The sequence below is a fragment of the Cellulosimicrobium composti genome, from assembly GCF_010287905.1.
GTDB classification, from domain to species: Bacteria; Actinomycetota; Actinomycetes; order Actinomycetales; family Cellulomonadaceae; genus Cellulosimicrobium; species Cellulosimicrobium composti.
This window is the reverse complement of the sequence record NZ_JAAFAN010000007.1, coordinates 54548-68530: the sequence shown is the minus strand read 5'-3', so window position 1 is coordinate 68530 and position 13983 is coordinate 54548. Positions and strand designations below refer to the sequence as shown.

Annotated in this window: 8 protein-coding genes; 4 read left to right on the top strand and 4 right to left on the bottom strand. The window is 74.7% G+C overall.

Going from position 1 to position 13983, the window contains the following annotated elements; translation table 11 throughout:
- The first annotated feature begins 31 nt into the window (after nt 1-31).
- Nucleotides 32-1870 carry a DUF4012 domain-containing protein gene (locus GYH36_RS03460; RefSeq protein ID WP_162289112.1) on the top strand — a complete coding sequence of 613 codons (1839 nt, stop codon included), beginning with the start codon at nt 32-34 and terminating at the stop codon, nt 1868-1870.
- 230 nt (nt 1871-2100) lie between these two features.
- Nucleotides 2101-3135, top strand: coding sequence for a hypothetical protein (locus GYH36_RS03455; protein WP_151192105.1), 1035 nt, complete (start codon nt 2101-2103; stop codon nt 3133-3135).
- Between the two features lie 85 nt (nt 3136-3220).
- Here GYH36_RS03455 and GYH36_RS03450 read toward each other — a convergent pair whose 3' ends face one another.
- The 4 genes from GYH36_RS03450 to GYH36_RS03430 form a co-directional block, all read right to left on the bottom strand.
- Complete coding sequence (locus GYH36_RS03450) at nt 3221-3844, bottom strand: hypothetical protein (protein WP_162289111.1); 624 nt, start codon at nt 3842-3844, stop codon at nt 3221-3223.
- Between the two features lie 199 nt (nt 3845-4043).
- Nucleotides 4044-6665, bottom strand: coding sequence for a glycosyl hydrolase family 18 protein (locus tag GYH36_RS03445; protein ID WP_216859230.1), 2622 nt, complete (start codon nt 6663-6665; stop codon nt 4044-4046).
- A 363-nt stretch (nt 6666-7028) separates the two neighbouring features.
- A complete protein-coding gene (locus GYH36_RS03435) occupies nt 7029-8978 on the bottom strand; it encodes a glycosyl hydrolase family 18 protein (RefSeq protein ID WP_312028485.1) in 1950 nt (649 codons plus the stop codon).
- Nucleotides 8979-9203: 225 nt separating this feature from the next.
- The gene (locus GYH36_RS03430; protein WP_162289109.1) at nt 9204-12254 is read right to left on the bottom strand and encodes a helix-turn-helix transcriptional regulator; all 3051 of its coding nucleotides are present in this window, start codon (nt 12252-12254) and stop codon (nt 9204-9206) included.
- 496 nt (nt 12255-12750) lie between these two features.
- Between GYH36_RS03430 and GYH36_RS03425 the strand changes: the two genes are divergently transcribed.
- Nucleotides 12751-12969, top strand: coding sequence for a hypothetical protein (locus GYH36_RS03425; protein ID WP_024842277.1), 219 nt, complete (start codon nt 12751-12753; stop codon nt 12967-12969).
- Nucleotides 12966-13958, top strand: coding sequence for a CorA family divalent cation transporter (locus GYH36_RS03420; protein WP_162289108.1), 993 nt, complete (start codon nt 12966-12968; stop codon nt 13956-13958). The genes GYH36_RS03425 and GYH36_RS03420 overlap by 4 nt, the downstream gene beginning before the upstream one ends.
- The last annotated feature ends 25 nt before the right edge of the window (nt 13959-13983 follow it).

Below are 13983 nucleotides of genomic sequence, written 5' to 3'. Positions count from 1 at the left end.
CCTGCCACCTGCGGACACCTACGCTGTGGGCATGACGACGGAGAGGACGGACCTGCCGCCGCGCCACACGGGCCGTCGTCGGCGTCGGCACTGGGCGTCGTGGCTGGGCTGGGGGATGATCGGGCTCGCGGTGCTCGTCGTCGTCGGCGTCGCGCTGCTCGCGCGGGACGCGCTCGCCGCCCGCGACGCCCTCACGCGCGCGCTCGACGAGGTGCCCGCGGCGGAGGACGCGCTGCGCGCGGGGGACACCGAGGCGGCGGACGCCGCCCTCGCCCGGGTCCAGCCCCTCACCGCGCAGGCACGGGCGAGCACGGACGGCCCGCTGTGGTCGCTCGCCGCGCACCTGCCCGTCTACGGGCAGGACGTGCGGGCGTTCTCCGCGGCGGCCGCGACCGTGGACGACCTCGCGGCCGTCGTCCTGCCGTCGCTCACGCAGGCGCTCGGCGCGGTGGAGGGCGACAGCCTCACGGTGACGTCCGAGGGCGTGGACCTCGGCCCGCTCGTCGAGGCGGCGCCCGCGATGGCGCGCGCCGCGGACGCGTTCGACGACATCGACGACCGCCTGGCCGCCGTCGACCCGGACGCCCTGCACGCGGAGATCGCCGAGCCGTACGCGACGCTCGTCGCACGCGCGGACGACCTGCGGCCCGTGGTCCGCACGGCGGACCGCATCACGGCGCTCGGCCCCGCCATGCTCGGTGCCGAGGGCCCGCGCCGGTACCTCGTGGTCGCCCTCAACAGCGCCGAGCTCCGCGCGGGCGGCGGCATCCCCGGCGCGCTCGCCGTGGTCACGACGGACGGCGGCCGCGTCACGCTGGAGCGGCAGGCCTCGACGGGGGACGTGCCGCCGTTCGCCGAGGACGTGCTCCCCCTCGATCCCGGGGTCGAGGCGCTCTTCAGCGACCGCGTCGCCCGGTACGTGCAGGACACCCCGCTCACCCCGGACTTCCCGACGACGGCGCGTCTCACCGCGGCGATGTGGGAGGACGTGCAGGGTGAGGCGCTCGACGGCGTGGTCGCGACCGACCCCGTCGCGCTCTCGTACCTCCTCGAGGCCACCGGACCGCTCGACGTCCCCGCCGGCTCCGGGAGCGTGACGCTCGACGCGGGCAACGTGGTCCAGGTCCTGCTGTCGGACTCCTACGCGCAGCTCGAGGCCGGCCCGGAGACCGACGCGTTCTTCGCCGCGGTCGCCGCGCGCGTCCTCGGCACCTTCCTCGCGGGCGGCGCCGACCCGACGGTCGCGCGCGACGCGCTCGTGCGCGCCGCCTCGGAGCACCGGGTGCTCGTGTGGTCCGCGCACGAGCAGGAGCAGGAGCGCCTGGCGGGCACCGTGCTCGCGGGCGACCTCGACACGGGCGAGCGCGCGGCGTCGTCGGTCGGCGTGTTCCTCAACGACGCGACCGGCGGCAAGATGAGCTACTACCTCGACACCGACGTCCGCCTCACGGGCTCGGTGTGCACCGACGGCGGCCGCGTCGACTCGTTCCGCGCGACGCTCACCTCGACCGCGCCCGCCGACGCCGCGTCGAGCCTGCCGTGGTACGTCACGGGCGGCGGGATCTCCGGCGTCGAGCCGGGCGACGTGCGGACGATCGTGGTGCTGTACCCGCCGCGCGGCGGCGAGGTCGGCACGGTCCGCGTCGGCGGTGCGCCGACGGGGGCGCTCGTCGCGGACGTCTTCGGCCGTCGCGCCGCGTCGCTCCCCGTCACGCTCGGGCCCGGGCAGACCACCGAGGTCGCCTTCACCGTGACGTCCACGTCGCCCGCGCCCGCGGTGCCGGGGGCGGCCGGGACGATCGACCTGTGGACCACCCCGACGGTCTCCGCGCCGGGTCTCGAGGTGGTCCCGGTGGCCGCGTGCGGATGACCGGGGCATCGGTATTCGAGCACCGCGATATCACATCCCGATAACGATGGCGCGGTGGCGCGCAATTCACCCGGACGACCGTCCAACTCGGCCGTGATCCTCGCTACTCTGGCGGCAGTCGCTCGGCCCGTGCCACCGGCCCGTCCTGCGCCCGGTGCATCACGGACCGCACTCCGGTCTCCCTCCTGATCGGAACTCCACACTCCAGAACCGAGACGGGTGAACAAGCCATGCGTACGTCGAAGGGTCATCGCACCACGGGACGGGCGGTGCTCGTCGGAGCGCTCACGGCCGCGGCCGCGCTCCTGACCGTCCCCGTCGTCGCCACCTCCGCCAGCGCCGACGACGAGACCGAGACCTACGTCCCGGAGATCACCGTCGCCTCGCCGGTGTGCGACGGCGACGTCCCCTACCTGGACTACGTCTTCGAGCTCCCGGAGGGCTACGAGAACGACGAGGAGAACCCCCTCTCGATCACGTGGGTCAACCCCGACGGCGACGACGTCGTCCAGTCCGGCCTCCCGCTCGCGGGCCGCGTCCTGTGGCCCGGCGCCGAGGTCGACGACCAGGGCAACCCGGTCGACTGGCCCGGTTGGAGCCTCGTGGACGGCGAGTGGGTCGTCGGCGACGAGTTCGACTGGGTCCGCGAGGGCGTGACCGTGGTGTTCGAGGTGAACCCGTCGGCCGAGACCGTCGTGGCCTACCCGCCGTCGTCCCCGGACTGCGCGACGAACCCGCCGGGCGGCGAGCCGACCATCACGGTCGACGTGCTCACGCCCGTCTGCGTCGAGGGCGTGTCCTACCTCGACTACGGCGTCTCCGTGACCGGCACGCCCAACACGACCGCCACGCTCACGTGGCACAACCCTGACGGCGAGGACGAGGTCATGACCGACCTCCCGCTGTCCGGGCGCGTGCTGTGGCCGGGGGCCTACCCCGAGCGGTTCGTCGACCTGCCGGCCGACGAGGGCTGGGAGCTCGTCAACAACATGTGGATCAACACCGCGACCCACGGCTGGGCCACGGGGACGGTGGACGTCACGTTCGCCGTGAACCCGGAGGTCACCGTGCCGGTGACGTACCCGCAGGACACGAGCAACTGCTTCCCCGGCACGACGCCGGTCGACAACCCGGTCGCGGGGGGCCAGAACCCGTCGCTCGCGTCGACGGGCGCGACGGTCGGGCTGTACGCGGCGATCGCCGCCGGCCTCGCGGTCGTCGGCGCGGCGATCGTGCTGCTGACGCGGCGCACGCGCAAGAGCTGACAACCCGCCCGGTGGCACCGGGCGCACGACGAAGGCCTCGCACCCCGGAGGGTGCGAGGCCTTCGTGCTGCGTGCGGGAGATCGGTCAGGCCGACGCCCAGGCGCCCGCGGCGAGGCGCGACCCGAGGCCCTCGAAGGCCCAGCGGTCCACGACGAGGACGGCGCCGCCCGGGGCGTCCGGCACGTGCCACTGGAGCTGCTCGACGGTGCGCACCTCGGCGCCGTCCGGGTCGACGCACGAGAGCGTCCAGCGCGCGAGCGTCGCCGGGACGCCCGCGACCTCGACGTCCGACTCGACGGGCTCCCCCACCGCGCGGGCCGCGAGCGCGTCCGCGCCCGGGCACGTGGCACCGTCGGGGAGGTGCGCCGCGGCCGGGTCGACGCCGTCGAGCGCGGCCCCGGCGAGGATCTCGAAGCTGGGGCACGCCACGTCCTCGGGGCACCCGCCGGCTCGCACCTGCGTGACGCCGTCGGCGGGCTGGAGCACGGACCAGTACTCGGCCGCGGGGAGCTGGAGCGGCCCCACGGGGACCTTGCCGTCGTCGGCGTGCCCGGCGTGCGCGCCGTGGTCGTCGGCGGTGGCCGGGCCGGAGCCGCCCTCGGGGGTGCTCGTGCACCCGGCGAGGAGGCCGGCGCACAGCGCGGCCGCGACGAGCGCGGCGGCGGGCCGGGGGGTGCGGGAGGAGGGGGTTCGGAGTCGTGCGTGCACGAGACCGCCTTTCACGGTCGAAGGTCCCCCGCAACCCACTGGGGAGGGCTGCGGAGGTCCTCGTCGGCCCCTTCACGCTAGCGAGCGCGAGGGCTGGTCGAGATGCGGGAGAACCACACGATGACGGCCCGTGGGTACGGGGTTCCCCGTACCCACGGGCCGCCTCGGTGACCGAGGGGTCAGGGGCGCCGGCCGCGCGTCAGCACGCGCCGCCGTCGGCCCACGGGCCCCACGCGGACGCACCAGGGGTGTCGCCCTGCGTCCAGTACCGGGCCGTCCACACGTGGCCGCCGTGGCTCACGACGGCGCCGCCCGTGTAGACCGCGCCCGCGGCCCACGCGGGAGCCGTGCACTCGCCGCCACCGGTGCCTCCGGTGCCTCCGGTGCCGCCCGAGCCGCCGGTGCCGCCGGTGGCGCCCGTGCCGGGCAGGTCGACGACGGTCGCCCCGCGCGGGTGGTCGTACGTCGTGGCGTAGTCCACGCCGTCGACGGTGACGATCACGTTGGAGAACTGCGCGACGGGCATCGACCACTTGAGCTGGTTCGTGATCGAGCCGCCCGCGGGGATGCCGCCGGTCGGGACCGTGAACCGCACGGTGTGGAAGTCGCCGTCGAGGCCCCCCACGTTGTCGCCCGTGTGGCCCTTCGCGATCACCGTGGTGCCGAAGCCGCTCCAGTCGCTCATCTCGCCCGGGTCGGTCGTGCCGTACTGGAACGAGATCGTCGCGCCGGCCGGGATGTCCCGCGCGCCGTTGTTGGTGAAGACCACCTTGGGGGCGATCGGGTAGTTGTTGTCACCCAGCGCGAACTCGGTGTACTTGATGTCGAGGTCGAGCGCCTGCGTCGGCATCGGGCGGTCGGCGTTCGCCTTCGTCGCGCCGTAGGGCGTCGTCGTCGAGAGCGTCTCGTGCATGAGGTCGACGAGCGTGCTGCCGATCTCGTACTGGCCCTTCGCCGGGTCGTAGCCGAAGTCGCCCGCGAGCTCCCAGATCATCAGGCCGCCGAGGCCCGTGTCCGCGACGTAGTCGGCCTTGGCGGCGATCGCCTCGGTCGAGTCGCCCGAGAGCAGCGTCCGCGTCTGCGCGTTCCACCACCACTCGTTCTTCGTCACCGGGTCGAAGTGCCGCTCGTACGAGCCCTGCAGCGTGTCCGTCACGCCGTAGGACGAGACGTAGTCGCCCGTCACGCCCTGCTCGAGGTTGAGCACGTGCCAGATCGGGTTCACGCCCGCAGGGATCGCGTTGCCCTGGGGGTCGGAGTCGTACCAGAGGTTGTCGATCCCGTCGGCGCCGTACCCGCACTTGTTGTTCGTCCCGGGCGGGCACGGGAACCCGGCGGGCGCCTTCGCGGTCCCGCCCATGCCGTACGTGCCGCCCTGGACGTTCTGGAAGCCCCGCGTGTAGAACGGCACGCCCAGGTTGATGCGGCCGGCCTGCATCGCGCCGCGGAAGTAGTGCGCCGCCCAGTCGCCGTTGAGGTACCCGATGCCCTTGTACGCGCCGTAGACGCCGCCCGCAGCGAGCTCGGGGTCCTTGCCGTCGTCGAACAGCGCGCCGTTGCCGCCCACGTACTCGTTCCAGGCGCCGTGCAGGTCGTACGTCATCATGTTGACGTAGTCGGTGTACTGCGTGACCTGGTAGACCTCCATGCCGCGCAGCAGCCACCCGGACGACGGCGTCGCCGTGGTGAGCATGTAGTACTCGCCGTCCTCGGCGCCCGCGACGTCGAGCTTCTCGCGCAGCGTCCGCATGAGGTTCACGTAGCCCTCGAAGAGCTGGCCGCGGCGCGCGTCGGAGATGTGGAAGTCGTCGGGGTTGCCGGCCTGGTTGTTCGACGTCGGGTACTCGTAGTCGATGTCGATGCCGTCGAACCCGTACTCGCGCACGAAGTCCACGACGGAGTCGGCGAAGGTGTCGATCCGGGCCTGCGACTCCGTCATCGTGTAGAAGCCGCCCGAGGCGACGCGGTCGCCGTTCGCGTCGAAGTAGCCGCCCGTCTCGGCCCAGCCGCCCACCGCCGGGAGGACCTTCACCCCGGGGTTGGCCTGCTTGTACTTCGCGAGCAGGTTGAAGTGGCCCGTGTAGTCGAGCGTCGGGTCCATCTCCGCGCCCGGCACGCCCGGCCACGTCATGTCCGTCGCGGCGTTGCCCGGCGCGCTCGCGTTGACGGAGACGCGGTCGTTCCCGTCGACGTGCGCGAACGCGTAGTTGATGTGCGAGATCTTGTCCCACGGGATGTCGCTCGCGAGGTAGCGGGGCTGGTCGTTCGCCCCGGTCCGCCAGCTCGTGAAGTAGCCGATCACGCGGCGGTCGAGGCCGTTCGGGAGCTTCTCGCGACCGTTCTCGTCGTAGACGTCGCAGTACGGCGTGTGCACGCCCGGGGTCGGGACCATGCCGTCAGGCCGGCACTTCTCGTCCGGGTTCGCCGTCGGGTCGGTCGGGTCGGTCGGGTCGGTCGGGTCCGTGGGGTCCGTCGGGTCCGTGGGGTCCGTGGGGTCGGTCGGGTCGGTCGGGTCCGTCGGGTCCGTCGGGTCCGTCGGGTCGGTCGGGTCCGTGGGGTCGGTCGGGTCGGTCGGCCCGTCGCCGCACGCGCCGAGCGACTCCCAGGGCCCGTACTGCTCCGTGCCCGGGACGTTGTTCTGCGTCCACCACTTGGCCCGGTAGTTCTGCCCGTCGTAGGAGACGGTCGCGCCGCCCGTGTACGCGGGCGTCGGGGACCAGGGGTCCGCGCACGCCGTCGTCGCTGCGGCGGCGACGGGCGGCGCCGCCTGCGCGGCGGCCGCGCCGGCGAGGCCGGTCGCGAGCAGGGCGAGCGTCGTCACGGCCGCGACGACCTGGGGTCGGGCTCCGGAGACGCGCGGGGATCGCGTCCGGGGTGTCAGGGACAACCGCATGGGGTACCTCGTTCTGCTGGGGATGGTGCTGCGGACGACGCCGGTCGGCGTCGCGTCGGAGGGTGCCCGCCCGGTGCGACCACGGGCGAGCACGGCGGAGCGGGGCCCGCCGCGGCGACGGGCGCGGGCGGTGCGCCGCGACGCAGGAGGAGCGGGCACGGGGCGGGTGCACGCGGACCGCGTCGTCTCGTCGGGGGCGAGCCCCGCTCGGCGGGGGGGGGCGGGGGGGGGGCCCCCCCCCCCGGGGGGGGGGGGGGGGGGGGGGCCCCGGGGCCCCGTCGGGGGTGGGCGTCAGCAGGCGCCCAGCGACTCCCAGGGGCCGTACTGCTCCGCGCCCGGGACGTTGTTCTGCGTCCACCACTTCGCGCGGTACGTCTGGCCCTGGTAGGAGACCGTCGCGCCGCCGGTGTAGACGGCCGTCGGGGACCACGCGGCCGCGGTGCACTCACCCGGGTCCGTCGGGTCGGTCGGGTCCGTCGGGTCGGTCGGGTCCGTCGGGTCCGTCGGGTCGCCGCTGCACGCCCCGGTGAGCTCCCACGGGCCGCCGGCCGTGGGGACGTCGCCCTGGGTCCACCACTTGGCGCGGTACTCCTTGCCCTGGTGGGACACGGTCGCCCCGCCGGTGTAGACGGCGGACGCGGACCACGCGGCCGCGGTGCACTCACCCGGGTCGGTCGGGTCCGTGGGGTCCGTGGGGTCGGTCGGGTCGGTCGGGTCCGTCGGGTCCGTCGGGTCCGTCGGGTCGGACGGGCCGTCGGTGCCGTCGACCGGGCCGGTCGGGAGCGAGCGGAGGGTGTCGGTGAACGTGCCGAGCAGCGAGCCGTCGTGGTTGCCCGAGAGGTCCCACCACATGCCGCCGCCGAGGCCGAGCTCGTCGACGTAGTGCGCCTTGGCCGTCACCGACTGCGCGTTGTCGTAGCTCCACCACTGGTCGCCGTCGTACCGCCACGCCGAGACCGTCGCCGGGTCGTAGTAGTCCTGGCCGCGCGTGCGGAGCTTGTCGTAGTCCTCGTTGCCCGCCTCCCAGGTGCCGGGGGCGGCGCCGTTCGCCGCGGACCAGGGCTGGGACGAGCCGACGCCCTTCCAGCCGCGGCCGTACATCGCGAGGCCGACGCCGAGCTGCGACGGGTCGATCCCGGCGCCGAGGTACTCCTGGACGGCCTTGTCCACGCTGAACTGCCGGTGCGCCGCGCGCGGGTCCGCCGGGTCGTCGTACAGGTTGCCCTGGTGGCCGGCGAGCGCCGGGTCCCACGCGCCGTGGAGGTCGTAGCCCTGGACGTTGCCGTAGTCGAGGTACTCGAAGATCTCCGGGTCGTTCCAGCCGCCGGCGGCGATGTCCTCGGGGTTCGCGGGCAGGAACGCGGACAGGAGGTAGTGCTTGCCGGTCTGCGCGCCGTACGCGTCGAGCTGCTCGCGGAACTCCTCGAGGAGCAGCTTGAAGTTGCGCGCGTCGTTCTCGACGTCGACGTGGTTGCCGACCTCACCGCTGTTCGTGCCGGGCCACTCCCAGTCGATGTCGATGCCGTCGAACACGCCGGCCGCCGCACCGGGGCCGCCGCGGCCGTCGATCACGGGCAGGTTGCCCTTGATGTAGATGTCGATGCACGACCGCACGAACTTCTCGCGCGAGGCCTCCGTCGCGGCGGCCCGGGAGAAGTTCTTGGACCAGGTCCAGCCGCCGATCGAGATCAGCGCCCGCAGGTGCGGGTTCTTCGCCTTGAGCTGCTTGAGCTGGTTGAACGACCCGGCGAGGGGCTGGTCCCACGCGTCCGCGACGCCCGCGACGGAGTTCGCGGCGGTGTAGCCCATGCCGAAGTCGGCCCAGGCGTCGCCGGCGCCGTCGGAGCCGTTCGGCCCGGTCCCCTGCGCCTTGTTCGCGATGAAGCAGGTGAGGTCCTGGTAGTGGATGTTGCCGAACGAGTAGTTGATGTGGGTGAGGTCCTGCGCGGCGCCGGAGTCCTGCAGCTTCTTCAGCTGGAACCCGCGGCCGTACACGCCCCACTGCGTGAAGTAGCCGACGTTGCGGTAGCCGTTGACGTCGCTGTCCCCCGGGTGGGAGACGGTCGTCGGGGCGGTCTCGTCGGCCTGGGCCGGCGCGACGCCCGCGAGGAGGGTCGCGACGAGAGCCGTCGCGGTCGCGAGGGCCGCGACGCGCGGGGTGCGTCGGCGCCCCGTGCGGGGTCGTCGGGTGAACAGGGACACGTCCATGGGTCCTGCCTCGTTGCTCGTGCTGTGGGCCACGACGCCGCCGTCCGGAGTCGCCGTCGCCCTCGGGTCATCCCGAAGGTAGTGATCCGCAGGGGCCCGCGTGATCCGCGCTTCCCACATTGTTCACGGTATGAACTTACCGGCGACGTACGGGTTCTCCCGTAGGACAAACACTCCCGAAGAATGACAAAGCGGTCGAAGCCGCGAGCGCTGACCCCGGTCGCTACGTGGCGACCCGAGCGGCGGTGCGGTCCTCCCTCACCGGCCGACGCGGTGGGCGAGCACCGTGAGCTCGACCCGCGACCGCACGCCCAGCTTGCGGAACACGCGCCCGAGGTGGACCTCGACCGTGCGGACCGACAGGTAGAGCTGGTCCGCCGCCTCCCGGTTCGACGCGCCCTGGACGACGAGGAGCGCGACGTCGAGCTCGCGCTCGGTGAGCTCGTCGGCCCAGCGCCCGCGGAGCTCGGCGAGCGCCTCGTCGGAGACGTCGCTCTCGCGCACCGCGAGCCGGCACGCGTCCGGCGCCGCGGGCCGGGGCGCGACGGCGGGCTCGACGCCGTGCCGGCCACCCCCGAGCGCGCCCGGCAGACCCGGGTGCTGGGCCGCGGACCGCGCGGCCCACGTCGAGGGCACCGCCCCAGCGCCGAGCGGCCCGGCCGGCGTCGCGAGAGGGTCGGCGACGACGTCGGTCACCGACCCGCCGAGGCCGCGCACGACCTCCGCGTGCTCCTCGCGCGCGATCGTCGTCCACGCGTCGGCCCCGGCGTCGTCGAACAGCTCGATCGCGGAGAGGAACAGCCCGTGCGCGCGCTGCAGCTCGCCCGCGCGCACGAGCGCCCGCGCGGCGCACAGGTCGGTACGCGCGTGCTCGTACGGGGACGCCGTCGTGCGGTTGACGCGCGTCGCGCGCTCGAGCGGCGTGGCCAGGTCCTCGGGCGCGGCGAGCGACACCTCGGCCCGGACGAGCGTCGCGGACCGCAGCGACGGCGGGAGCTCCTTCGCGTCGACCCTCCGCCGCGACAGGGCGCGCTGCGCCGCGTCGTGCCGGCCCGCGACCACCCACGCCTCGACGTCGTCGAGGCCCGGCAGCGGGAGCATGCGCGCGCTGTCCGGGCGCTCCCGCTCCGCCGCGAGCTCGAGCAGGGTCGCCGCTTGCGTCACGTGGTGCGCGAACGCCGCGCCCATCGCCCGGTCGACGAGCAGCCCGAGGCGGACGGGTCGCGACGTGGGGCTCGCGCACGTCTCCTCCAGGGCTGTCGCGACAGGTCCGACGGCGCCGCGGGTCATCATGTCGAGCCGGCGCGCCGCCGCGACGCCCAGCCCGGCGAACGGCAGCCCGAGCGGGAGCCGGAACGCGGCCTCGGCGAGCTCGTCGGCGGCGCGCGTCAGCGTGCCGCGCCAGAGGTGCACGAGCACCTGCGCGAGCCGCACGTGCGCCTCGGCGAGCGGGGTGAGCGTCTCCTCGGGGCCGTCGAACCAGCGGCCGCCGTCGCGCACGGGCGCGAGCGACGCGACCACGCTCGCGAGCGTCTGGGCCGCGTCCTCCAGGCGGTCGTCCGCCGCGAGCGCCAGCGCGCGCGTCACCTGCACCGACGCCTCGTGGTCGGGCCCGAGGTCGACGTCCGGGCCGACGCCCCGGTCCCCCACCCCGAACACCGCGGCCCACGACCGCGCGAGCGCGAGGCCTGCGGCGGTCTCGTCGTCGTCGCACCACGACGCGAGGAACGCCGCGGTGTCGAGGAGCTGGGACGTGCTCACGCCGTCGCCCCGCTCCGCGTGCAGGCGCGCGGCGTAGAGCACGCCCGTGACGACGCCGCGGACGGCATCCGGCTCGAGGTCGTCCGGCTGTCCGCCGCGCAGGTACGGGGACAGGACGTCGTCGGGCACCTGGCCCTCGGCGAGGGTGAGCGCCGCGACGAGCGGCCCGAGCGTCCGTGCGCGCAGCGCGTCGTCCCCGCTGCGCGACGCCTTGCGCAGCCAGTCCGCCGCGTCCTGGACGTGGCCGGAGCGCAGGGCCGCGACGCCCGCGATCGCGAACGCCTCGGCCCGGTGCTCGGTCGCGGCCTGGCTCGCGGCCTCGCGCGCGACCTCGTGCGCCCACACGACGTCGCCGCGGTCGAGGTGCCGGCGCGCGATGCGCAGCAGGCCGGGGACGAGCTCGGGGTCGCCCGCGAGCGTCGCGAGCGCGGAGTGCCACACCGCGACGTCGTCCTCCCCCGCGCGCCGGTGCGCCGCGGCGAGGGCCACGTGCGCCGCGGTCCGCTCCGCGAGCCGCGCGTCGGCGTGCACGAGCGAGCGCATGCGCGGGTCCACGAACGCGAAGCGCCCGCCCACGAGCGCGAGGTGCTCGGCGAGCGGCCCGTCGAGGACCTCCTCCATCGCGAGCCCCGTCGCGGACAGCAGCAGCTCGGTGCGGTCCACGACCGCGACGGCGGCGACGAGCAGCGCGTGGCGCTCCGCCTCGCTGAGGGCCGCGAGCCGGTCGGCGAACAGCGCTCGCACGGCCGGCACGACGGGCAGCGGGTCCGGGAGGATCGACCCGCCCGAGAGCTGCTCGGGCGTGAGCAGCGCGGCGGTCTGCGTGAGGGCCGCGGCATTGCCGCCGAGGAGCTCGGCGAGGCGCGCCGCGACGTGCGGGGCGACGGCGAGGCGACGCTCCACGAGCAGCAGGTGCAGGGCGTCGGCCGGCGCGAGCGGGGGGACGGCACGCAGCTCGAACGGGCACGACGTGGGGTCGAGCGTGCCCGCGGGCGCCGTGCCGAGCAGGACGACGGGGGCGTGCCGCTGCCCGACGAGGCACGCGAGGACGGACCGGCTGAGGTCGTCCTGCAGGTGGAGGTCGTCGGCGACGAGCACGACCGTGGCGCCGTCGGACGCCTCGACGAGGAGCTCGGCGAGCGCGACCGCGGCGGCCTCCGGCAGGTACCCGAAGCCGGGGTCGACCGGCTCGAGCACGAGCGTGAGGCGGTCGGGCACGACGCCGCCCGCGAGCTGGGACACCTGGGAGACGATCGAGACGACCGCCGAGCCCGGTGCGGGCGCACCCACGGGCGGGCGGCAGCGCAGCATCAGCGCGGGGCGCGCGAAGGCGTGGTTCGCGACGGCCTCGCACACGAGCTCGAGGGTCGCGCTCGCGCCCATGCCGCGCTCCGCGGTCCACACGAGCGCACCCTTGCCCTCGCTCACGGCCGCGATCGCGCGGTCGACCTCCTGCGCGCGGGAGGACAGCCGCTCGAGCCGCCGCGCGGACCGTGTGTCCGCGCGACGGACGGGCTCGGGAACCACGTAGTCGTGCTGTTCTGACATGTCGGGACCCTCCGTCCGGGGGCTTCGTCGCCCGTCGACCGGATGAAATGTTAACAACCCTCCGTAAACGAGGGATCACCCCATCGTTTCCCGGTCGTCACACGACCGCCACCTGGGACGACGACCCGCCGAGGACGCTTGCCCCGGCACCGTGCGAGGGCTAGCCTGACCCCGATCCCCGCCGTGGCCACGGTCGTCGTGCGCCCCGGCCCGGACGCGGCACCCGCAGGGTCGCCGCCGCCACGAGAGCGAGGTGAGCCCCATGCCCGACGGCAGCAGTCATAGAGCCGTGCACTGTGCGCTCACCCCCCGTGGCCCTCGTCCCGTCGCCTGACGCCGGGGCCGGCGAGACCGGATCGGTCGTCCCGCGCGGGGAGGTCGCCAGTGCGCTCCGCGCGCGCCGCTCGGCGCGCCGCCGGACCCTCCCCTCGGACGCGCCCGCGCCACCACCCCTGGCCGCGACGGTGCCGTCCGCCCGCAGGAAAGGACGACCCTCATGACCCAGCGTCCCCGTGCCACCACGACCCCGACCCGCACCGCGCGCCCGACCGTGCGCCCGACCGTGCGCCCCTCCGTGCGCGCCGCGCGCGACGACCGGCGCCGCGCCCGCCGGCCCGACCTCGAACGGCAGTCGATCTCGTTCACCGTCGGGCTCTACCTGTTCATCTGCGTCGCGCTGCTGCTCGCGCACGTCACGGCGGGAGGTGCGCGATGACGGCCACGATGCCCGAGGCCCGCGCGCTCCCGGCTCCCGCGCGCGGTGGCCTCGACCTGCGCGCCCCCGACGCGGGCCCGCGCTTCGACCCCCGCGTCCTGCGCTCCCGCTGGGTGCAGGTCGCGGCGGGCGACGCCGAGGCCGAGGCCCGCGCCGCCGAGCACGGCGTCGACTTCGCGGCGGCCGGAGCCCGGGTGTGGGAGACCGACGCGCACGTGTACCTCCCCGTGACCGCGACGCGGCGCGACGGCGACCGCGTGGTCCACGAGCAGGTCGTCCTCGCGCTGTCGCCCGACGTCGTCGTCACCGCGCAGCCTCAGCGCCACTACCCCGTGTTCGACAAGGCGATCGCGCGCATGCGGCGCACGCCGTGGCTCATCCGCTCGTCCTACGGCGTCGCGTACGCGCTGCTCTACGCGCTCAACGAGGCGGCGGACCGCGTCGTCGCGCTCGCGAGCGACCTCCTCGAGGACATGAGCGACGAGATCGACGAGGCGACGCGCGGGGTCGACGCGCGCGGGCGCGAGATCGGCGTGCGGGACATGCAGGACACCATCACGCGCATGAACCGGGCCGAGGAGATCGTGTCGCGCGCGCAGGAGTCGCAGCTCTCGCTCGCGCGCGCCGCACGGCACCTGCGCAGCGAGATCGCGGACTCGGACCCGGTGCTCGCGGGCCTCGTCGAGACGCTCGTCGCGGACGTCGACGGCGTGAAGCAGCACGCGGGGTTCGAGCACGACAAGGTGCGCTACCTCCAGCAGGCGATCATGACGTCGCTCGACGTCAAGCAGGCGCAGATCGTCAAGGTCTTCACCATCATCACGGCCGTGTTCCTGCCGCCGACGCTCATCGCGTCGTTCTACGGCATGAACTTCACGCACATGCCCGAGCTCGACCGGCCGTACGGGTTCACGCTGACCGTCCTGCTCACGCTCGTCGCCGCCGTCATCCCGCTCGCGTACATCAAGCGGCGCGGCTGGCTGCGCTGACGCGGAGCACGACGACGGGCCCGCC

Coding starts and splice junctions, on each gene's coding strand:
- GYH36_RS03430 (WP_162289109.1), bottom strand. CDS start 12,254: ATGTCAGAACAGCACGACTACGTGGTTCCCGAGCCCGTCCGTCGCGCG.
- GYH36_RS03425 (WP_024842277.1), top strand. CDS start 12,751: ATGACCCAGCGTCCCCGTGCCACCACGACCCCGACCCGCACCGCGCGC.
- GYH36_RS03460 (WP_162289112.1), top strand. CDS start 32: ATGACGACGGAGAGGACGGACCTGCCGCCGCGCCACACGGGCCGTCGT.
- GYH36_RS03420 (WP_162289108.1), top strand. CDS start 12,966: ATGACGGCCACGATGCCCGAGGCCCGCGCGCTCCCGGCTCCCGCGCGC.
- GYH36_RS03455 (WP_151192105.1), top strand. CDS start 2,101: ATGCGTACGTCGAAGGGTCATCGCACCACGGGACGGGCGGTGCTCGTC.